This window comes from Cupriavidus taiwanensis, from assembly GCF_900250115.1.
In the GTDB taxonomy this organism is placed as follows: Bacteria; Pseudomonadota; Gammaproteobacteria; order Burkholderiales; family Burkholderiaceae; genus Cupriavidus; species Cupriavidus taiwanensis_B.
In genome coordinates, this window is sequence record NZ_LT984804.1 from 2139663 (window position 1) to 2161099 (window position 21437).

At 69.2% G+C, this 21437-nt stretch carries 17 protein-coding genes and 1 pseudogene; 11 read left to right on the forward strand and 7 right to left on the reverse strand.

What is annotated here, in order from left to right; genetic code table 11:
* Nucleotides 1-494: 494 nt before the first annotated feature.
* Both CBM2586_RS26315 and CBM2586_RS26320 read left to right on the forward strand, forming a co-directional pair.
* Entirely contained in the window at nt 495-725 is a 231-nt protein-coding gene (locus CBM2586_RS26315) for a DUF1484 family protein (protein ID WP_115690751.1), read from the forward strand.
* Between the two features lie 509 nt (nt 726-1234).
* Nucleotides 1235-1996 carry an SDR family NAD(P)-dependent oxidoreductase gene (locus CBM2586_RS26320; protein WP_231942700.1) on the forward strand — a complete coding sequence of 254 codons (762 nt, stop codon included), beginning with the start codon at nt 1235-1237 and terminating at the stop codon, nt 1994-1996.
* 78 nt (nt 1997-2074) lie between these two features.
* Here CBM2586_RS26320 and CBM2586_RS26325 read toward each other — a convergent pair whose 3' ends face one another.
* The 3 genes from CBM2586_RS26325 to CBM2586_RS26335 all read right to left on the reverse strand — a co-directional run bounded on the left by CBM2586_RS26325 (nt 2075) and on the right by CBM2586_RS26335 (nt 5479).
* Nucleotides 2075-2587, reverse strand: a complete 513-nt coding sequence (locus CBM2586_RS26325; RefSeq protein ID WP_115666359.1) for a GAF domain-containing protein — start codon at nt 2585-2587, stop codon at nt 2075-2077.
* A 1-nt stretch (nt 2588) separates the two neighbouring features.
* Nucleotides 2589-3557 (reverse strand): Bug family tripartite tricarboxylate transporter substrate binding protein, encoded by a 969-nt coding sequence (locus tag CBM2586_RS26330; RefSeq protein WP_373426712.1) that lies wholly within the window; start codon nt 3555-3557, stop codon nt 2589-2591.
* Nucleotides 3558-3649: 92 nt separating this feature from the next.
* A complete protein-coding gene (locus CBM2586_RS26335) occupies nt 3650-5479 on the reverse strand; it encodes a gamma-glutamyltransferase family protein (protein ID WP_115690753.1) in 1830 nt (609 codons plus the stop codon).
* Between the two features lie 124 nt (nt 5480-5603).
* Here CBM2586_RS26335 and CBM2586_RS32215 point away from each other — a divergent pair.
* Nucleotides 5604-5774: pseudogene (locus CBM2586_RS32215) on the forward strand (LysR family transcriptional regulator); the annotation flags it as partial.
* A 73-nt stretch (nt 5775-5847) separates the two neighbouring features.
* On the forward strand, nt 5848-6546 hold the full coding sequence (locus CBM2586_RS26340) for a LysR substrate-binding domain-containing protein (protein WP_240988749.1): 699 nt from the start codon (nt 5848-5850) through the stop codon (nt 6544-6546).
* A 48-nt stretch (nt 6547-6594) separates the two neighbouring features.
* Here the strand turns inward: CBM2586_RS26340 and CBM2586_RS26345 are convergent, their stop codons facing one another.
* Together CBM2586_RS26345 and CBM2586_RS26350 are read right to left on the reverse strand one after the other, a co-directional pair.
* Nucleotides 6595-8805: an amylo-alpha-1,6-glucosidase gene (locus tag CBM2586_RS26345; RefSeq protein WP_115690755.1), complete on the reverse strand. Its 2211-nt coding sequence runs from the start codon at nt 8803-8805 to the stop codon at nt 6595-6597.
* Between the two features lie 32 nt (nt 8806-8837).
* Nucleotides 8838-9917 (reverse strand): glycosyltransferase family 4 protein, encoded by a 1080-nt coding sequence (locus CBM2586_RS26350; protein ID WP_115666354.1) that lies wholly within the window; start codon nt 9915-9917, stop codon nt 8838-8840.
* Nucleotides 9918-10290: 373 nt separating this feature from the next.
* Between CBM2586_RS26350 and CBM2586_RS32460 the strand changes: the two genes are divergently transcribed.
* The 6 genes from CBM2586_RS32460 (at nt 10291) to CBM2586_RS26375 (ending at nt 15196) form a co-directional block, all read left to right on the forward strand.
* Complete coding sequence (locus tag CBM2586_RS32460; RefSeq protein WP_258874994.1) at nt 10291-10422, forward strand: hypothetical protein; 132 nt, start codon at nt 10291-10293, stop codon at nt 10420-10422.
* A 111-nt stretch (nt 10423-10533) separates the two neighbouring features.
* A complete protein-coding gene (locus CBM2586_RS26355; protein WP_115690757.1) occupies nt 10534-11397 on the forward strand; it encodes a branched-chain amino acid ABC transporter permease in 864 nt (287 codons plus the stop codon).
* A gap of 10 nt (nt 11398-11407) precedes the next feature.
* Entirely contained in the window at nt 11408-12439 is a 1032-nt protein-coding gene (locus CBM2586_RS26360; protein WP_115690759.1) for a branched-chain amino acid ABC transporter permease, read from the forward strand.
* A complete protein-coding gene (locus CBM2586_RS26365) occupies nt 12432-13196 on the forward strand; it encodes an ABC transporter ATP-binding protein (protein ID WP_115666351.1) in 765 nt (254 codons plus the stop codon). The genes CBM2586_RS26360 and CBM2586_RS26365 overlap by 8 nt, the downstream gene beginning before the upstream one ends.
* Nucleotides 13183-13890, forward strand: a complete 708-nt coding sequence (locus CBM2586_RS26370; protein ID WP_115666350.1) for an ABC transporter ATP-binding protein — start codon at nt 13183-13185, stop codon at nt 13888-13890. Before CBM2586_RS26365 ends, CBM2586_RS26370 begins: the two co-directional genes overlap by 14 nt.
* Nucleotides 13891-14023: 133 nt before the next feature.
* Nucleotides 14024-15196: an ABC transporter substrate-binding protein gene (locus CBM2586_RS26375; RefSeq protein WP_115666349.1), complete on the forward strand. Its 1173-nt coding sequence runs from the start codon at nt 14024-14026 to the stop codon at nt 15194-15196.
* Nucleotides 15197-15287: 91 nt separating this feature from the next.
* Here CBM2586_RS26375 and CBM2586_RS26380 read toward each other — a convergent pair whose 3' ends face one another.
* Nucleotides 15288-17894, reverse strand: a complete 2607-nt coding sequence (locus CBM2586_RS26380; RefSeq protein ID WP_115690761.1) for a DUF6600 domain-containing protein — start codon at nt 17892-17894, stop codon at nt 15288-15290.
* A gap of 284 nt (nt 17895-18178) precedes the next feature.
* A complete protein-coding gene (locus tag CBM2586_RS26385) occupies nt 18179-19507 on the reverse strand; it encodes a putative bifunctional diguanylate cyclase/phosphodiesterase (protein ID WP_115666347.1) in 1329 nt (442 codons plus the stop codon).
* 288 nt (nt 19508-19795) lie between these two features.
* Here CBM2586_RS26385 and CBM2586_RS26390 point away from each other — a divergent pair, with 288 nt between their 5' ends.
* Nucleotides 19796-21412 carry a methyl-accepting chemotaxis protein gene (locus CBM2586_RS26390; protein WP_115690763.1) on the forward strand — a complete coding sequence of 539 codons (1617 nt, stop codon included), beginning with the start codon at nt 19796-19798 and terminating at the stop codon, nt 21410-21412.
* Nucleotides 21413-21437 lie beyond the last annotated feature (25 nt).

Genomic DNA, 21437 nt, shown 5'->3' on the forward strand with positions numbered 1-21437 from the left:
ATTTCGTAAGCGTTTCGCCTTTGCGCCACCGCTCCCACATCAGTGCCTTTCGAGTCTCGGTGTAGTAGATTCCGACGTCTTTGTTTCATTTGCAGCACCCCTCAGGCTGGCAAAGCCTTTAGGGTGTTGCATCGACCGGTTGAATCTGCAGTCGTAAGCCGCCGGCCGATGCCGCTCACGAACATCGTCTGACGAAGCGCACCAAAATTGCCAATCGTCTGATCGCCATCCCCCAACCAAAAAGGCAAAACTAAGCCCATCACCGAAATAGCGGTGATCGGGTGTCGCAACCCGCTATTCTCTCTGACGGATGGTCGCTCATGCGACCATCCCCAAACGCACGCGCGCGTCGCTTCACCATGGCGGGCCGGGCGGGGCAGCCGATAAGGCTGGCCGGTGTTCGTCAGAGCCGGCATTGCGACCCCCGCCGCCAGGCCCGCCACCCTCTGCTCTTTGCATCCGGCGGGTCTCCCAACCTTCTTCAGGAGAGCGCAATGCAAGCGAAAACCCATCCGCAGCACGAAACCATCTTCGTCGGCATTCCGGCGGAAACCCTGGAATCGCTCGACCGGGTCCAGGCCGGCCTGGGTAGCGTCCTGTCGCTGCTGGAAGTGGAAAGCGAACGGTCCGAGGGCTGCCACGGCGTTCGTTGCCTGCTGGCGATGATCAAAATGCCGGTGGACCAGATTTCGGAGGCGTTGTGCCCTGAAGCTGAGTCGTTATGACACACGGCCATCCGTCTCTTCTCCCCTGCCGCGGGACTCGTCTTGGCGCAGCCAAACGATAAATTTCGCACCCTGCCAGACCGAGCTTTCACGGTAATGCGGCCGCCATAGCGCTCGACCAGCGCGTAGCTGATGGACAGCCCGAGCCCCGCACCGGCTGCAATGCAGCCGGCGAAGCGCGTACTATTTCACGCCAGGGGACGTCGCCAGATGCCGCGTCACGGACTCGCCAACCCTGGGCGCGCCCCCGGCATCCCAAGCTCCGACAAGACAGGCGGGGATGGTAGCCGATTCACCCAACGCGCCTCGACCCGATGATTCGCTTTGCCAGCAGCAAGCCGCCACAGCCTGCCCAAAGGTTGGCGGCCTGACCGGAGGACATACCCATGGATCGCAGAAGGTTTCTTGCCACAGGCGCCGGGCTGGGTCCGGCCCTGGCCGCGGGATCGTTGATCGCCGCCACGACTTCCCGGGCACAGACGCCCCCGGATCCCCGCACGCAGCCCTCCATGCCAAACGCCCGACGTGGCACCGGCCGCAAGGCCCGCGTGTTCATCACCGGCTCATCGGACGGACTGGGCCATGCCGCGGCCCGGACGCTGCTTGCCGACGGCCACCAGGTGGTCGTGCACGTCCGCTCGCAGGCCCGCCTGCCCGCCGTGAAAGCACTGGTGGACCGGGGGGCCATCGCCACCATCGGCGACCTGTCGGAGGTGGCGCAGATCCGCGATCTCGCCCGCCAGGTCAATGCGATTGGCAGGATGGACGCTGTCATCCACAACGCCGCCGTCATCTCCGGTGGGCAACTGCTGGTAATCAACGTCGTGGCACCGTACCTGCTCACGGCCCTGGTCCAGCGTCCCCGGCGCCTGATCTACCTGAGCAGCAGCATGCACCGGGGCGCACGCGCCACGCTTGCCGGGATGGACTGGTCGGGCCGCACGGCCACGGGCGGCTACTCGGAGAGCAAGCTCTTCATCACTACCCTCGCCGCGGCCGTTGCGCGGCTGTGGCCCGACGTGATCAGCAACGCCGTCGACCCGGGGTGGGTGCCGACGAAGATGGGTGGCCCGGACGCGCCGGACGACCTGCGGCTGGGGCACCTGACGCAGGAGTGGCTCGCTACCAGTGATGAGCCGGCGGCGCTGGCGAGCGGCGGCTACTGGTACCACCAGCAGCGCCAGAGGCCGCATCCCGCCGTCAACGACATCCGCTTCCAGGACTCGTTGCTGGCCGAACTGGCGCGCGCCACCGGTACCAGGCTGGGGTGAGTGGCGGGCGGGCGCGCGGGGTCTCCCGCGCAGCCGTCAGGGCGCGCCGCCACCGCTGCGGTCGCGGAAATCCGGCGGTCAGCCTCGCGCCGCCAGCAACGCGTGTACGGCAGGCGTGGCCAGCGCCGCCAGCACACGCAACGCTGCCAGTTCCGCCGGCGACCATGCGGATCGATCCGCCAGATAGTTGAAGGTCCCGATCACCCGCGACTGGTAGCACAGCGGCACGTTGACCACCGCGGTGCAGCCGAGCCCGCGAATGACCTGCACGTCATCGAACACCGCCGCCAGCGCGGCATCGCCCTCGCCGACAAAGACCTCGCCGCGCTCGAGCAGCTGGCGCCGCCATGCGCTGTCGCCCTTGGACTTGCGTCCGCCGACTGGGTACGCGGACCGATCGGATGACCACAGGCGTTCGATCTGTGCCGGGCCGGCGTGCCAGGCATTGATGGTCAGCAGGCCCGGCCCGATGGCCTGCAGGGTGGCGGCGCCGATGGCATCGAACGCCGTGGCCGGCTCGCGCGCCTGCTGCAGCTGGTCGCACAGTGCATTGGACGCCGCCACCAGCGAGGTGGTGCGGAGCAGGCGCATGTCATTCCCCCTTGATGCCGAGTTCCCGGATCAGCTTGCCGTAGCGGTCGGCATCGCGCTGCAGGATGGCGCCAAACTGCTGCGGCGTGGAGGTCGCGGTCTCGACGCCGATCGCGTTCATCCTGGACTTGACCTCGGGCAGCGACATCACCGCGTTGATCTCGCGGTTCAGGCGCGCGGCCAGGTCCGCCGGCATCCCTCTCGGGCCGAAGGCGCCGTACCAGACCGCCAGTTCATAGCCGGGCACGGTTTCGGCGACGGTCGGCACATTGGGCAACAGCGGCGAGCGCTTGCCCTCGGTGACGGCGAGCAGGCGCAACTTGCCGCCCTTCACATGCGGCAGCGTCTGGGTGCCGGCCGAGAACAGCAGCTGGGTCTGGCCGGCCACGGTGTCGACCACCGCGGGCGCGCCGCCCTTGTACGGCACGTGCAGCATCTGCACGCCTGCCATCTTCTCGAACAGCACCGCGCTCAGGTGGTTGGTGGAGCCCGGGCCGGCGCTGGCGTAGGCCAGCTTGCCCGGGTTGGCCTTGGCGTAGGCGATCAGTTCCCTGACGTTCTGCGCGGGTACCGACGGATGCACCACCAGCGTGTTGGTCACGTAGGCCAGCAGGCCCAGCGGCGTGAAGTCTTCCACGCCGCGGAACGGCATGTTGGGCATCAGCGCCGGGTTCATGGCGTGGGTGCTCATCGAGCCGACCAGCAGCGTGTAGCCATCAGGCTTGGCGCGCGCCACCATGGCCGAGCCGATATTGCCGGAGGCCCCCGGCTTGTTGTCGACGATCACCGGCTGGCCGAGCGAATGCGTCAGGTGTTCGGACAGCACGCGCGCCAGGATATCGGTCGAGCCGCCGGCGGCCCACGGCACGATCAGCGTGATCGGCTTCTGCGGCCAGTTGTCGGCGGCGCGGGCGGCGCCGCCCAGGCACAGCGCCAGCGCGGCCATGCCGCCCAGCAGGGTCTTGGTCATCCATCGCATGGTGTGATTCCTCCTCGGTCGGGACGGGCGCACGATGCGGCCCGCCATGTCTGTTCTTTTGTGGGTTGGGAGCTGGCGCAGCGTCAGCGTCCGGCGGCATAGCCCTGCATGCCGCGCGGATTGGCCCCGGCGCGCAGCACCAGCCGGCCGCGGGCGTCGAACTGGCGCGAGCACGCCGACATGCGGCCCTCGGACCACGGCTCGCCCACGTGCACGTCGTGGCCGCGCTCGCGCAGCGCGGCGAGCGTGCTTTCGGGGAAGCGCGATTCGAGGCTGATGCGGTTGAGCACGGTCTGGCGCGGCCAGAACGAAGCCGGGAAGTGGTCGACGTGCCAGGCCGGCGCGTCGATCGCCTCCTGCAGGTTCATGCCATGCACGGCATGGCGCAGGAAGAACGCCAGCGACCACTGGTCCTGCTGGTCACCGCCGGGCGTGCCGAACACCATGTAGGGTTCGCCGTCGCGCAGCGCCAGCGATGGCGACAGCGTGGTGCAGGGCCGCTTGCCTGGCGCCAGGGTATTGGGCAGGCCGGGTTCCAGCCATGTCATCTGCAGGCGGGTATTGAGGGCGAAGCCGAGCGCCGGGATGGTCGGGCTCGACGACAGCCATCCGCCCGACGGCGTCGCCGCGACCATGTTGCCGTGGCGGTCGATCACGTCGATATGGCAGGTATCGCCGACAAAGATCTCCTGTTCGGCCCATTCGGCCACCGGCGGCAGTTCGGCAAAAGTGGGCTCGCCCACGCCGAAGCGCACGTCGGCGCGCTGCAGCGTGCGCGTGGCCGCGGCCAGGTCGGGCAGGCGCGGCGCGATGCCGTTGATCGTGCCGGGCTCGAGCGACAGCGCCGCCTGCGCGCCGATGCGCCGCGCGCGCGCGGCCAGGTAGGCATCGTCCAGCAAACCCGCCAGCGGGCTTGCGGCGAAGCGCGGATCGCCGTACCACGCCAGCCGGTCGGCCATGGCCAGCTTGGCGGCCTCGGCAATGCGGTGCACGAACTCGGGCGAATCCGGCGCATATTGCTCGAGGCCGGCATGGCGCAGCATGCCGAGCTGCTGCAGGAACACCGGCCCCTGGCTCCAGATGCCGCACTTGGCCACGGTATAGCGGCCAAAGTCCAGGGTCGCGGGCGCCTCGACCTCGGGCGTCCAGCTTGCCATGTCGTCACGGCGCAGCAGGCCGGCGTGCTTGTCGCCGGTGGTGTCGCGCACGGGCGTATGGCGGCAATACGCGTCGACTTCCTGCGCCACGAAGCCGCGGTACCAGCAGTCCAGCGCCGCATCGATCTGCCCGGTGCGGGTATCGCTGCGGCGCTGCGCTTCTTCGACGATGCGCGTATAGGTGGCCGCCAGCACCGGCAGCGTGTGCAGGCTGCCGGGGCGCGGCACCTTGCCGTCGGGCAGCCAGGTCTGGGCCGAGCTGTGCCATTCGTCGCGGAACAGTGCCTGCACCGCCAGGATCGCGCGCGCGATGCGCGGCACCAGCGGAAAGCCGTCGCGCGCATAGCCGATGGCGGGCGCCAGCACCTCGGCGAGCGTCCAGCTGCCATGCTCGCGCAGCATCGTCAGCCATGCGCCGAAGGCGCCGGGCACGGCGGCCGGCAGCAGGCCGATGCCGGGCACCAGGTCCAGGCCCATGGCGCGCAGCGCGGCGGGATCGGCCAGCGCCGGCGCCGGGCCCTGCCCGCACACCGAGCGCATGGCGCGCTCGCGCTCGCTCCAGTACAGGATCGGCACTTCGCCGCCGGGGCCGTTCAGGTGCGGCTCGACCACCTGCAGCACGAAGCCCGCGGCGACCGCGGCATCGAAGGCGTTGCCGCCGCGCTCCAGCACGCCCATGGCGGTCTGCGTGGCCAGCCAGTGGGTCGACGCCGCAACGCCGAAGGTGCCAACAATCTCGGGACGGGTGGTGAACATGGGGAATGCTCCTGTGAGGCGGCCAGTATAGGTTCGCGCGATAACCATCTGCGCCTGTTTGGTTATTGTGGTATTACCATCCGGTAATACCTCAAGCACGCCCGCCCCCGGCGCGGCAAGCCCCATGTCCATCGCCCCCGACAAGCTGGTCCACAACCTGGTATCGCGGCTGCGCCTGCGGCACTTGCCACTGCTGCTCGCGCTGGCGCGGCAGCGCTCGGTGTCGCGCGTGGCGGCCGAGCTCAACCTGTCGCAGCCGGCCGTGACCAAGACCCTGCGCGAGATCGAAGATATCTTCATGGTGCCGCTGTTCACCCGCACCCGGCGCGGACTGGAGCCCACGCCCACCGGCCGCGCGGTGAGCCAGGTTGACCCTGGCCGATGCCGATGCGCTGGGGCGCGAACTGGCGGCGATCGAAGCGGGGCTGTCGGGCCGGCTGCGCCTCGGCGTGATTCCCTACATCAGCCGCGGCGTGCTCGATACGGCCTGCACCTTCGGCCTGGCGCAGGTCCCGCGGGTGTCGGTGCTGGTGCGCGAAGGCACCACCGACGAGCTGGTCAGCGCGCTGCGCGAGCACGAGCTGGACTGCGTCATCGCGCGCACCTTCTTTGCACCGGGCGCGGACATCGTGCAGCAGCCGCTGTATCGCGAAGAGCCGGCGCTGGTCGTCCCCACTGCGGCCGCCGCGCGGCTGGCGCGCGGTGCGCTCGACTGGCACCGGCTGGCCGAACGCGACTGGGTCCTGCCGCCGCCCAACACGCCGATCCGGCGCACCATCAATACCATCTTCGCGGTCGCGGGGGTGGCGCAGCCCACGCCGATGGTCGAGACCTATTCGATCAAGACCATGGCCACGCTGCTGCGCAGGCATCCGGCGGCGACCACCATCGTGCCCAGGGCGGTGGCGAACGAACTGGTCGAGGCCAGGGACGCAGTGGCGCTGCCGCATGCGCTGAGCTGGGACCTGCCGCCGGTAGGCGTGATGTGGCGGCGCCAGCCGGTGGAGGACGATGTGGTGGCGGCGCTGGTGGCGTGCCTGCGCGCGCTCCCGGCAGACCTCACCTAGCCCGCGGCACGCGCCCGGGAAAGGCCCGCAGCCGCTCATCGCCAGGCACTAATTCCGCGTCAGCACCCGCACCGGCCCGCGCCGCTCCAGCACGTCGACCACCACGCGCTCGCCGGAGCGCCGCACCGCCACGTCGGCGCTGCCGCCGCCGACCCCGAGGTTGCGGAACACCACCTCGTCCAGGAACGGTGGCAGCGACGGGTTCTCGAACGTGATCGCCGGCTCCTGCGTGTCGAAGTCCAGCCCCAGGCAGGCCTGCAGCATCAGCAGCGGCGCGGCCGCGGCCCAGGCCTGCGGGGCGCACGCCACCGGATAGAAGGTCGGGCCCTGGCTGCGCTGGCGCGCGAAGCCGCAAAACAGTTCGGGCAGGCGGCGCAGATCGATATAGCTCGAAGCCGCGAACAGGCCCTCGAAAATGCGGCTGGCTTCGGGATGGTAGCCGTAGCGCGCCATGCCCGCCGCGATCAGGGCGTTGTCGTGCGGCCATACCGAGCCGTTGTGGTAGCTCATCGGGTTGAAGCGCGCCGCGTCCGCGGCGACGGTGCGGATGCCCCAGCCACAGAACGACGTGCTCTGCATCAGCGTGCCCACCACCGAGGGCGCGCGTTCCGGCAGCGCGATGCCGGTAAATAGCGTATGGCCGGCGTTGGAGGCGCGGATGCGGCACGGCTGCTTGCTGCCATCCAGCGCCAGCACATAGGTGCCCAGTGCCGGATCGTAGAAGTGCTTGTCGAAGGCGTCGCGCAGCACTTCCGCCCTGGCGGCATAGCGGGCGGCGCCTTCGCTGTCGTCCAGCGCCGCGCGGATCTGCGCCGCGGCTTGCCAGGCGCCGTAGGTGTAGGCCTGGACCTCGGCCAGCGCGATCGGGCCGGCGGCGAGCCGCCCGTCCTCGTGGAACACCGAATCGCGGCTGTCCTTCCAGCCCTGGTTGATCAGGCCCTCCGGCGATTGCCGGCCGTATTCGACGAACAGGTCGCCGTCGCGGTCACCGTATTCGCTGATCCAGTCGAGCGCGGCCTGCAGCCTGGGCCACAAGGCGCGGACAGTGTCGACATCGCCGGTGCGCCGCAGGTAGGCGCCGGCCAGCAGCACGAACAGCGGCGTGGCATCGACGCTGCCGTAGTAAAGCGCGAACGGCACCTCGCCCAGGCGCGCCATTTCGCCATGGCGCATCTCGTGCAGGATCTTGCCGGGCTCGGCATCGGCGCCGGGGTCGACCGTCTCGGCCTGCATCGCGGCAAGGTACTGCAGCACGCCGCGCGCGATCTCCGGATCGAGCCATAGCGTCTGCAACGCGGTGATCAGCGCGTCCCTGCCGAACACCGTGCTGAACCACGGGATACCGGCATAGGGGTAAGGCCCGTGCACGGTGTTGGTCAGCAGCATGTACAGGTCAGAGATGCTGCGCCGCGCGACTTCGTTGAACAGCTCGTTGGAAGTGGTGATCGACGCCGCGCGCCCGGAAGAGCGCCGCAGTTCGCGCCGGGACTGCAGCAGCGCGCCGAGAAAGGACTGGGCCTCGCGCTCCTCATGGTCCACCGACTTGCAGCGGATCTCCATGCGCAGCAGCTGCATGCACGACGGCTTGAGCAGCAGCGTGAAGCTGGCGCGGCTGCCGCTCAGCGCCTGCGGCTGCGGATCGAACGAGATCCGGGTTTCGCGCCGCGCCTCATCCAGGCCGGTATAGCTCAGCGTGACCGCGGCGCCGTCGACTTGCGGCGGGTGCATGGTGCCGCGCCGCAGCCGCTGCGTGCCGCGTACTTCGAACAGGTCGGCAAAGTCAGCGTCGAAGGCGATGTCGATGCACACGCGCCGCGGCCGGTCGTCGAAGTTGCGCACACTCAGGCGTTCATAGCAGGCGCCGTTCCACAGGAAGCGCGAGCGGCGCAGGTGGATCAGGTCGTGCTCGAGCCACAGCGCGCCCTCCTGGTCGAACAGGTCCGGATTGGTCAGGTCGCAGGTCAGCGCGGCATTGTCGTCGCGCAGCGTCGACGACAGCAGCATCGGGCGCTGCCCTTCCAGCGTCAGCCGCAGGAAGGACAGGTGGCGCGTGTCGAAATGGAACAGCCCCTCCGGGCTGCCCGGCGCACCGATCGCGTCGCCGTTATGGTCGAACAGCGCGAAGGTGTCGCCATGCTTGAGCGTGCGCGGGCGCCGCTCCTGCAGCGACGCCGCCGCGGGGATATAGAACTGCGCGACGTCGCCGGCGCCGGCGACCGCCACCGAGCGGTTGGGTCGTTCCGTGGATTCTGCAGGCATGAGGGGGTCTCTCCAGCAGTAGTCGTGTGCGGTTACGCGAGCGCCAGTCCGTCGGCCTCGCCATGTGCCTCGCCCGCGCCGCCCGGGTTCGGCAAGCCCTGGTAGATACGCACGTAGTCGCGCGCCATCCGCTGCGCGGTAAAGCGCGCCTCGAACGCGGCGCGCACGCCGGCGCGCGGCAGCGTGGCCACGCTGGCGACGGCGGCCACCGCTTCGTCGACGCTGTGCACGATATAGCCGCTGATGCCCGGCTCGATCACCTCCGGCACCGAACCGCAGTCGAAGGCAATCACCGGCGTGCCGCAGGCCATGGCCTCGATCATCACCAGGCCGAATGGCTCGGGCCACGCGATCGGGAACAGCAGCGCGCGCGCATTGCCCAGGAAGGCCGACTTGGCGGATTCGTCGATTTCACCGATGTATTCGACCTCGGGGTGCGCCGCCACCAGCGGGCGGATCACTTCCTGCCAGTAGGTGCGGTCGACCCGGTCGACCTTGGCCGCCATCTTCAGCGGCAAACCCGCGCGCGCGGCCACCTCGATGGCATGGTCGGGACGCTTCTCCGGCGAGATGCGGCCGAGGAAAGCCAGGTAGTCGCCCGCGGGCCTGGCGCAGTAGTCCAGCAGCGTCGCCGGGATGCCATGGTGCACCGTGCCCACCCAGTTCACCGGCGGCATCGGCGCGCGCTGCGCGTCCGAGACCGACACCAGCGGAAAATCGGGGAAATGCGCATAGAAAGGCCGCAACTCCGGCAGGTCCAGCCGGCCGTGCAAGGTGGTCACCGCCCGCATCGGCAGGCGTCGCAGCAGCGGGCATTGCAGCATGTCGATATGGAAATGCAGGACATCGAAGCGCGTGGCGGCAGCCATCACGCGGTCCAGCATCATCACGTAGTAAGGCAGATGGTCGCCGACGTCCGCATCGAGGCGCAGCGCCATGTCGCAGCACGGCACCAGTTCGGCGCCGGTGACTGAGTCGCCGCTGGCGAACAGCGTGACCTCGTGGCCCTGGCGCACCAGTTCTTCGGTCAGGTACGAGACGATGCGCTCGGTGCCGCCATACAGGCTGGGCGGGCAGCGCTCGGCGAGTGGTGCAATCTGCGCAATCTTCATCGGCTCTCCCCCCTGGATCATCAGCAAACTGCAGGGTGGATTGCCGCGACAGTAACTGGGCTGATGAAGGCACCATAGAAAGCGGCGGGGGCTTTTTCAAGCTGGTCCGGACCATGCAGGCGCGGCATGGAGACCATGTAGCGCAGCGATGGTGGCGGCCCTGCCCGTCAGGGCTTACCCGGAGGCGCGGCCCCTGCTATTTCGCGGTGCGGAATAGCAGGCCGCTTTCCTTGACGGTGCCCGCGGGCCTATGCAAAAGTCGGCGAAAACGAACGACCGTGCGGGAACGCTTTCCCGACACGGCGTCACCGGGCGGCAGCGCCGTCCGGCTTGCCGGGCGGCCATCGCGCCGCATCGCACAGGAGACACCGCCATGCAGCATCCGCAGCACCGCATCGCGCATCGCCATCGCCGCGTCACGCGGGTGGATCCGGCGCCCCCGCGCGACCACGCGCGCCCCGCCGCACGCATCCCGGCACGACAGCCCGCGCTGCCGCCGGCCTGAGTACACCGCGCCCGAGTTTCATCTGCGCGGCCGCGCCTGGCGCCGCCGCGATGGAACACGCACGGCCATTGCCGGTGCGTGCCCGCTTTCCCGAACCATACGAGGTACCCCGTGGCATTGTTCCTTCAGCAGTTCCTGAACGGCCTGACGCTGGGCGGCGTGTACAGCCTGGTGGCGCTTGGCCTGACGCTGGTCTACGGCATCCTGCACGTACCCAATTTTGCGCATGGCGCCTTCTACATGGCCGGCGCCTACGTGTCGTACTACCTGATGACCGCGCTCGGCGTGAATTACTGGCTGGCGATGCTGGGCGCGGCGCTGGTGGTGGCGGTGCTGTCCATGCTGGCGGACCGGCTGGTGTTCCACCCGCTGCGCAATGCGCCCGAGTTGCACGACATGATCGCAGCCATCGGCATCCTGCTGTTCCTGGAAGCCGGCGCGCAGGCGCTGTGGGGCGCGGACTTCCACCGCATGCCCACGCCCTATGGCCAGATCGTCGAGGTGTTCGGCCTGACCGCGCCGCTGCAGCGCCTGCTGATCATCGGCGCCGCCTTTGCGCTGATGGTGCTGCTGCACCTGTTCCTGACGCGCACCATGACCGGCGCCACCATCATGGCAATGGCGCAGAACCGCGAAGGCGCGGCGCTGGTCGGCATCGACGCCACGCGCGTGACGCTGCTGGTGTTTGCCATCTCCGGCGCGCTGGCGGCGATCGCCGCCACGCTGTACGCGCCGATCAACCTGGTCTACCCCAGCATGGGCAACCTGGTGATCACCAAGGCCTTCGTCATCATCATCCTCGGCGGCATGGGCAGCATCCCCGGCGCCATCGTCGGCGGGCTGATCATCGGCATGGCCGAGAGCTTCGGCGGCTTCTACGTTTCCACCGACTACAAGGACATCATCGCCTTCGTGCTGCTGGTGGTGATCCTGTCGATCCGGCCGCAGGGCCTGTTTGCCGGCAAGGCAGCCTGAGGAGTACGACATGAAAGCACTGCAAGGAAAGACCGGCTGGATGCTGTTGCTGGCGCTGGCCATCGCCTTCCCGCTGGTCACGCCCAACAGCTACTACCTGACCGTGATGACGCTGGCCTTCATCTATGCCATCGCCACGCTCGGGCTGAACCTGATCACCGGCTATACCGGACAGCTGAACCTGGCGCACGGCGGCTTCATGGCCATCGGCGCCTACACGCTGGGGATCCTGACCGTGGACTACCAGGTGCCGTTCTGGCTGGCCTTCGTGCTGGCCGGGGTGCTGTGCATGGTGCTGGGCTATGTGGTCGGCGTGGTGTCGCTGCGCCTGAAGGGCCATTACTTCTCGATCTTCACCATGTGCGTGGGCTACATCATCTACCTGCTGATCGAGAAGTGGGAAAGCCTGACGCACGGCACGGTGGGCCTGATCGGCATCCCGGTGCCGGCGGCGATCGGGCCGCTCGGCTTCGACAGCGTGCAGGCGCAGTACTACCTGGTGCTGGCGTTCCTGGCGGTCGGCGTGTTCCTGATGCACCGCATCGCCACCTCGCTGCTGGGCCGCAGCTTCATGGCCGTGCGCAACAGCGACGCGCTGGCCGAGGCGCTGGGCCTCAACCTGATGCGCACCAAGGTGCTGTCGTTCGTGCTGTCGGTGGGCTACGCCGGCTTCGCCGGGGCGCTGTACGCGGGACAGGTGCGCTTCCTGGGCCCGGACATCGCCCGCACCGACCTGACCTTCGACATGGTGATGTCGATGCTGGTGGGCGGCATCGGCACGCTGTTCGGGCCGCTGCTGGGCGCGGTGCTGGTGCCGTGGATCACGCAGTCGCTGCAGTTCATGCAGGACTACCGCATGCTGGTGTTCGGCCCGGTGCTGGTGCTGCTGATCATCTTCGTGCCCGATGGCATCGCCGGCTCCTACCTGAAGAGGCAGGCGCGCAAGGCCGCCGCCGCACGCCGCGGCAAGCCAGCTCAGCCCGCTGCCGCCAGCAACACCGCTTCTGTCCCGACCACCCGCGCCGGAGCCGACCATGCTTGAGATCCGCAACCTGACCAAGAAATTCGGCGGCCTGACCGCGGTGCACGATGTCTCGGTGCGCTTCGAGCAGGGCCATATCAACGCCATCATCGGTCCCAACGGCGCCGGCAAGACCACCTTCTTCAACCTGGTCGCGGGGACCCATGCGCCCTCGTCCGGCCAGATCCTGTTCAAGGGCCAGGACGTGGCCGGCCTGCGCGCCGACCAGATCGCGCGCCTGGGGGTGGCCCGCACCTTTCAGGCCACGGCGCTGTTCGACCGCGCCACGGTGCTCGACAACCTGATCGTCGGCCACCGTTTGCGCACGCGTTCGGGCCTGGGCGACGTGCTGTTCAATACCCGCCGCCTGCGCGACGAAGAGCGGCTGTGCCGCGACAAGGCCGAGGCCGCGCTCGACTTCGTCGGCCTGTCGCACCTGGCGCACGAGGTCGCCGCCGACATCACGCAGGAGGCGCGCAAGCGCGTGGCGTTCGCGCTGGCGCTGGCGACCGATCCGGAACTGCTGCTGCTCGACGAGCCCGCCGGCGGCGTCAACCCGGAAGAGACCGTCGGCCTGGCCGAGCTGATCCGCAAGATGGTGCGCCATGGCAAGACCGTCTGCCTGATCGAACACAAGATGGACATGATCATGCGCCTGGCCGACAAGATCATGGTGCTGAACTACGGCGAGAAGATCGCCGAGGGCACGCCCGCGCAAATCCAGCAGGATCCGCATGTCATCGAGGCCTACCTGGGAGCCGACCATGTTGCAGCTTGAACGCGTCTCGCTGTCGTACGGCAGCTTCCGCGCCCTCGACAACATCACCCTGCACGCCGGCGCCGGCGAGCTGGTGGTGCTGCTCGGTGCCAACGGCGCCGGCAAGAGCTCGATCTTCCTGGCGATGAGCGCGATCCACCGCATCAGCGGCGGCAGCATGCGCTTCGACGGGCGCGAGCTGTCCGGCATGAAGCCGTCGCAGATCGTGCAGGCGGGGCTGGTGCATTGCCCGGAGGGACGCAAGCTGTTCCCGGCCATGAGCGTCGAGAAGAACCTGGTGCTGGGCGCCTATGTGCACCGGCGCGACGGCGCCGGCATCCGCAAGACGCTGGAGGAGGTCTATGAACTGTTCCCGATCCTGCGGCAGAAGAAGGACGATGCGGCCGGCTCGCTGTCCGGGGGCCAGCAGCAGATGGTGGCGCTGGGGCGCGCACTGATGAGCCGCCCGCGCGCGCTGCTGCTCGACGAACCATCGCTGGGCCTGGCGCCGCTGGTGGTCAAGCAGATGTTCGAGATCATCCAGCGCATCAACCGCGCGGGCACCACGGTGCTGCTGGCGGAGCAGAACGCGTACGCGGCGCTGGGCATCGCGCATCGCGCCTATGTGATCGAGAGCGGCAAGATCGTGATGGAGGGAGACCGCGATGCGTTGCTGAAGGATGAGGGGATTCGCAAGGCGTATATCGGAGGATAAGGAAGATCGAGCGCCTTGACCCTTGCGATGGGTGTACTCCCTCTCCCGCTTGCGGGAGAGGGGAGAAAAAAACAAGCGGTCGGGCAGAACGACAGCAGGCAAAACAAGCGCAGTACATTCAGGAGACAATGCAATGCAAAGCAAATTCATGCGCCGTATCTTCCCGCTGGCCGCCACCGCCGTGGCCGCGATGCTGGCCTCGGGCGCCGCGCTGGCGCAGGAAGTGGTCAAGATCGGCTATACCGGTCCGTTGTCCGGGGGCGCCGCGCTCTATGGCAAGAACGTGCTGTCGGGCGTGCAGATGGCGGTGGACGAGATCAATGCCGCCGGCCTGGAGGTCAAGGGCAAGAAGGTCAAGCTGGAGGTGGTGGCGCTGGACGACAAGTACTCGCCCGCCGAGGCCGCCATCAACGGGCGCCGCCTGGTGCAGCAGCACAAGACCCCGGCGGTGTTCGTGCCGCACTCGGGCGGCATCTTCGCGCTGCAGGCCTTCAACGAGCAGGAGAAATTCCTGGTGATGGCCTACTCCAGCGTGCCGCGCATCACCGATGCCGGCAACAAGCTGACCATCCGCATCCCGCCGGCCTATACCGGCTATATCGAGCCGTTCATCAAGGCGCAGATGAAGCGCTATGGCAAGAACGTGGCGCTGGCCCCGGCCGACCACGACTACGCCAAGGCCTGGGTGCAGGCCTTCCTGCCGGCATGGGAAGCCGCCGGCGGCAAGGTGGTGGCGAACAACCCGATGTCGTACACCAAGGCCACCGACTTCTACAGCGGCGTGTCGCGCGCCATCAGCGAGAAGCCGGACGTGATGTTCGTGGGCGGGCCGTCGGAGCCGACCGCGCTGGTGGTCAAGCAGGCGCGCGAACTGGGCTTCAAGGGCGGCTTTATCGTGATGGACCAGGCCAAGATGGATGAGATGGCCCGCGTCACCAACGGCCTGGGCATGCTGGAGGGCTCGATCGGCGTGCTGCCGCTGGTCAACGACAGCCGCCCCGCCGCGCAGAGCTTCAACGCCCGCTACAAGAAGCTGCACGACGGGCGCGACGCCACCACCGAGATGTCGCTGAACTACACCATGGTGTATGCGCTGGCCGGGGCGATGAAGCTGGCCGGCACCACCAGCGACGCCGCGGCGATCCGCGCGAAGATGCCGGATGCGGTCAAGGGCCTGGCCAAGGAGGTCAATCCCAACGAAGTCGATGGCATCGACGCCAAGGGCGGCTCGATGGCCGACACCGTGGTCGGCTGGGTGCAGAACGGCAAGATTTCTCAGGTCCGCTTGTCGGAACTGGCGAAGTAAGGCGAGACACGCTGCCGGTGCCGCACCGCGCAGCGCAAACCCCGGCATGCCGCCAGGCGTGCCGGGGTTTTTCATTGCGGCGCGAGCGCGACTAGCGGCGATCGCCGTCGCGGCCCTGGCGCGCCTCCATCTGGCCTCGCTCCTGCTGCGCGCGTTGCTGCTGCATGTGCCGCTGCTGGTCCATTTGCTGGCGCTGGCGCTCCTGCATCTGCTGTTGCTGCTCATGCATCTGCCGTTGCTGCTGTTCGGCCTGGCGCTGCATGGCCTGCTGGCGCTGCTGCTCCTGCATGGCCCGTTGCTGTTCCTGCATATGGCGCTGCTGCTGTTCGGCCTGCCGCTGCATGGCTTGCTGGCGCTGCTGCTCCTGCATGGCCCGTTGCTGCTCCTGCATATGGCGCTGCTGCTCGGCCTGGCGCTGCATGGCCTGCTGCCGTTGCTGCTCCTGCGCCGCGCGCTGCTGCTCCTGCATCTGCCGCTGCTGATCCGCTTGCCGCTGCATGGCCTGCTGGCGCTGCTGCTCCTGCGCCGCGCGCTGCTGATCCTGCATCTGCCGCTGCAGGTCCTGCATCTGCCGCTGATGATCCGCTTGCCGCTGCATGGCCTGCTGGCGCTGCTGCTCCTGCGCCGCGCGCTGCTGATCCTGCATCTGCCGCTGCTGCTGCTCGGCCTGGCGCTGCTGCCCTTCCTGCATCTGCCGCTGCTGTTCGAAGCGCTGGCGCTGCATTTCCTGCGATTGCCGCGCCGGGTCGGGGCGTTCCTGCCCGTCGGCCCACTGGCGCGGCGGCATGCGCTGCTGGCGCTGCTCTTCCAGCGGCCGTTGCGGCTCGCGCAGCGCGCGCTGCTGTTCGATCTGCTGGCGCTGCTGTTCGCGCTGCATGGCCTGTTGCTGGCGCTGGGCGTCGTCGGCCCCGCCCGGCTGCCCGACAAAGCCGCGCGCCTCGTCGGGCCGGGTGCTCTGGCCGCGGCCAGGGCCGCGCCCCGGCTCGCCCCGGGCACGCGCGTCGTTGCGGTCCGCGCGGCCGTCGCCGTCGGCATCGATGCGCCCCGGGCGCGGCTGGACTAGGGCGTGGTCGCGCGATGCGATCGCGGCCTGGCTCATGCGCACGTCCGGCACCGGCCGTGCGTCGCTGCCGGGCCGGCGTTCGGTGCCGCCGCGCCAGGCCGGGCCCGCGCCGGGCACGACCCCGGCCTCGCGCGCAAAGCGCCGGGCCAGGTCTTCCGTGGCCGGGCGGGACGGCGGGCGCACGGCGATGGCCTGCCGGTCGAAGCCATGGCGCGCCTGCGGCGGCAGCGGCCGCATCGGCGCCGCGCCCACCAGGCTGCCCTTGACCGGCGCCACCGGCGGCGCACCGTGGGCCTCGCCGGTCGGCAGGTTGCGCCATTCGGGGCGGTGCAGGCCGCGCGCGGGCCGTCCTTCGACAAAGTTGCGCGCGGGCATGCCGGTGATGGCGCCGGGCACGTTGCGGTTGACGTAAGGCGGCGGGCGGCGGTCACCCATCACCAGGTTGTTGACCGTGACCCGGTTGATGCGGGCGACGTAGGTCGGGCTGGCGCGGTATACCGGCCGGTAGGCATCGCGCGGCCCCAGCGGATACCAGGCCACGCCCGGTGCGCTGCCGACGCGCACGCTCCAGCCGGGCCCGGCGGCGCCGACGAAGGCGACCAGCGCCGGGGCATAGCACGGCCGCACGCGTGGCCCCGGGACCCAGCCCCAGCGCGAACCCACATAGGCCCAGCGGCCGTAGTGCGACGGCGCGAAGCCCCACGGCGCGTCGTCGATCCAGGTCCAGCCCCAAGGCGCGATCCAGGCCCAGTGGCCGGCGCTGTACGGCACCCATCCAGCACTGACCACGCGCGGGAACCAGATCGCGCCGTAGCCCGGGTCTTCCTGCCAGTCGCCATAGCCGTCCAGCGCGGCGTAGCCCGGCATTTCGCGCGGCACATAGCGTGCCGACGGTGATGCATCCTCGCGCGCGTCGCGCGCCGCGGTCCAGCGGTCGAATGCGTCCTCCGGCACCGCGCCACCGCCGGCATCGGCCAGGTCGGTGCCGGCAAAGCGCATGCGGTCGCCGCGCTGCAGCTCGATGGTGCGGCTGTCGCCGTAGACCACCGCGCTGCCATGGCGCATCGCCACGGTGGTGGTGCTGCCGTCGGGCGCGACGTCCAGGCGGTAGTCGCCCGGCTCGCGCGGCACGAAGGCCAGGTTCGGGGTATCGATCTCGACGGTCTGGCCCGGCGGCAACGCGCGCACGCGAACCTGCAGCGTACCCTGGGTCAGCTTGACCTGCGTGGTGCTGTCGTCCAGGTTCAGGATGCTGGCGGCAGTGGCACCGCCCATGCGCAGCGCCACCGTGCCGGCGTGCAGCTCGGCGCGTCCGCCCGGCTCCAGCCAGAGCCGGTCGCCGGTGGTGACCGGCCGGTTCAGCCCGGCCGCGGCCCAGGTGTCCGAGCCGGCCGGCGCAAAGCTGAGGTTGCCGTCGACCGCGGTCAGCGTGGCGATACGCGAGGACGGGTCAGCCTGCTGCAGCGCGGCGTCGGCCACCGGGGCATCGAGGTAGGGTTCGCCCGGCGCGGCTGGCACTTGCGCCAGTGCAGCAGCCGCCACGGCAAGACCGGCTGCGGCCGCCAGCGCGGCCAGCGCGAGCCGGCCGCCAAGGCGACCCGGATAGTGACCAGCGGATTGGAAAGGATCAGACATGGAAGGGCAGGAGCGGGACCCGGCATGGGTCGGCGGGCAGGCCGGCCCACGCCGGCGGCCACCCTATTGTCACCATACATGGCCCCCGGAGGTCACGGCGCGTCCGGGGCGGCACAGTTTGTAAGCTCGTATTTCGCCAGGCGCCGCGGCCAGGCGGCCCGGCCGGTGCGCACGGCAGGCTGCGGGCGGGCCGCCGGCCAGCGCCGGGATGGCGGCGGTTGGCCGGCCGTCAAAGGTGGAAACAACTTTGCTGCCCGCGCCGGCCTCGCAGCGGCCGACGCGGCTCAGCCGGCGGCTTGCTGGCGCAGCATCTCGGTCAGGCGCTCGGCCGGCATCGGGCGCCCGTACAGGTAGCCCTGCGCCTCATGGCAGCCGTTGGCGAGCAGGAAATCGCGCTGCTCGGGGGTCTCCACGCCTTCGGCCACCACGCCGATGTGCAGGCTGGCGCCCACATTGATCACCGAGCGCACGATGGCCGCGTCGACCGGGTCTTCGGTCACGTTGCGGATAAAGGACTGGTCGATCTTGAGCCGGTCCACCGGGAAGGACTTCAGGAAGCTGAGCGAGGCATAGCCCGTGCCGAAGTCATCGCAGGTCAGCGTGATGCCGTCGCGGCGCAGCGCCTGCAGCTGGTCCGAGACCTCGTCGCCCTGCTGCAGGGCGATGGTCTCGGTGATCTCGATCTCGAGGCAGTCGGGCGCCAGCTCCAGCGCCCGCAGTACGTGGCGCACCTCGGTCAGCAGCCGGCTTTCGGACAGCTGCGCCGCGAACAGGTTGATCGCCACGCGCGGCGGCCGCGGAAAGGCCAGCGCCCAGGCGCGGGCCTGGGCACAGGCCGTCTGCAGCAGCCACATGCCGACATCGCTGGCGATGCTGCTGCCGGCCAGCGCGTCGATGAAGGCGGCCGGCGACAGCAGCCCGCGGCTGGGATGGCGCCAGCGCATCAGGGCCTCGGCGCCATGGACGCGGCCGTCGCGCAAGTCGACCTGCGGCTGGTACAGCAACTCGAACTGGCGCTGGGCATAGGCCTCGTGCAGGGCCTGCACCAGCGACAGCCGCGTGGTCACGTCCGAGCGCATCTGCGGCTTGAAGAAGCGGATGGTGCGGCCGCCATCGTGCTTGGCCCGTGCCAGCGCGAGGCTGGCCGCGGCCAGCATGTCCGAGCCCTGTTCGCCGGCCGCGGGCGCGACGCACGCACCGATGCTGGCCAGCACGTGATGGCGGCGCCCGGCATGCTCGTGGGGGGACGACAGCATCGACAGGATCGCGGCGCTGACGTGGCGCACCAGCGTGGGATCGGCGATGGAGGGCAACAGCACGCCGAATTCGTCGCTGCCGATGCGGCCGATGATGGCGTCGCGGGGCGAGGCATCGCGCAGGCGGCGGGCCACGCGTTGCAGGATGATGTCGCCTTCGGCATGGCCGTGCATGTCGTTGAAGGCGCGGAAGTCGTCAATGCCGATCAGCAGCAATGCGCAGCGCGGCACAGCCTCGCTATGCAGGCGTGCCTCCAGCCGCTTCAGAAAGCCTTGGCGATTGTCAACGCCGGTCAGCGGATCGAGATCCGAGCCTGGCGAGGCGCCAGCCGACTTCGCCCCCGACTTGGCCACCATCCCTGCCCCATCTGTAATTGTCGACATTGTTACCCGCTAGCAATTTAGCAAGTGTGACGAAAACTTGGAAAAAATCAAGCAGTTCCGATACACGCCAAAACCCCTAGGCGCCGGCGCAACGCCGGCCCTGCCGGGATCGTGCCGCGCGTTGAATCGGGCGGCCGCATACAGTACCCTACCGCGCATCGGGGGCGCCCCCGCCCCCAGCATGGTGCCAATCCGGCCCGCGCGGCCTGCCTTGCCGGTACCGGCCGCGCCCTGAACAAGAACAATCACCGGGATCTCACCGTGAATGAATGGACCATCCGCACACGCATCCTGGCAAGCTTTTCGCTGATCCTGCTGGTGATGGCACTGATGGGCGTGGTCGCCTATACCCGCCTGGTCGCGATCGAGCGCGAAACCGGGCTGATGCTGCATGACGCGCTGCCCGGCCTGAACTACAGCACCGGCATCCGCGGCGTCTGGGGCGAGCGCTATGTGCTGGCCTGGCAGACCATCAACGCCACCGACGAGGCCGAGCGGCGCAGCTTCCAGCAGCAAGGCCAGGAGGCGGCCGGCCGCCTGGACAAGCTCGAGCAGCAGTACGAAGCCACCATCACGCGCGAAGAGGACCGGGCCGGCTTCAGGGCCTATCGCGATCTGCGCGCGCGCTACGAACAGGCGGCCCAGGTCCTGTCGCGCCAGTCCGACTGGAACGGCACCGCCGCCGCGGCGGCGCTGCGCGGCGAAGCGCAGGACCGCTGGATCGATGCGCGCAAGGCAACCCAGCACCTGGTCGAAGACAACAGCGCGGTCAACGCGCGCGCCGCGCAGGGCATCGACGATGCCGTCAATGCCGCGAAGATCGGCATCGAAGCGGCGCTGGTCGTGGCGGTGGTGGTGGCGCTGGTGTGCGGCTACCTGCTGCTGCGCGCGATCACGGTGCCGATGCAGTCGATCGTCGGCCTGCTGGCCGGCATCCGCGGCGGCGACCTGCGCCTGCGCATGGCGCTGCGGCGCAAGGACGAGTTCCAGGAAGTGGAGGAAGGCTTCAACCAGATGACCGGCGAGCTGACTTCGCTGGTCGGCCAGGCACAGCGCACCGCGATCCAGGTCACCACCTCGGTCAACGAGATTGCCGCGACCGCGCGCCAGCAGCAGGCCACCGCCACCGAAACCGCCGCCACCACCACGCAGATCGGCGCGACCTCGCGCGAGATCTCGGCCACCGCGCGCGACCTGGTGCGCACCATCCACGAAGTCTCGAGCGCGGCCGAGCAGGCCGCGGCGCTGGCCGGCACCGGGCAGGTCGGGCTGTCGCGCATGGAAGGGACCATGCAGCATGTGATGGATGCCGCCGGCTCGGTCAACGCCAAGCTGGCCACGCTCAACGAGAAGGCCGGCAATATCAACCAGGTGGTGACCACCATCGCCAAGGTGGCCGACCAGACCAACCTGCTGTCGCTGAACGCCGCGATCGAAGCCGAAAAGGCCGGCGAATACGGCCGCGGCTTTGCCGTGGTGGCCACCGAGATCCGCCGCCTGGCCGACCAGACCGCGGTGGCAACCTACGACATCGAGCAGATGGTGCGCGAGATCCAGTCGGCGGTGTCGGCCGGCGTGATGGGCATGGACAAGTTCTCGGAGGAAGTGCGCCGCGGCATGTCCGAGGTCACGCAGGTGGGCGACCAGCTGTCGCAGATCATCGCCCAGGTGCAGTCGCTGGCGCCGCGCGTGCTGATGGTCAATGAAGGCATGCAGGCCCAGGCCGGCGGCGCCGAGCAGATCAACCAGGCGCTGATGCAGCTGTCCGAGGCCGCGCAGCAGACGGTGGAATCGCTGCGCCAGTCGAGCCAGGCGATCGACGAGCTGACGCTGGTCGCCAACGACCTGCGCAGCGGCGTGTCGCGCTTCAAGGTCTAGGCTGCCGGTTCCCGCACCGGGCCGT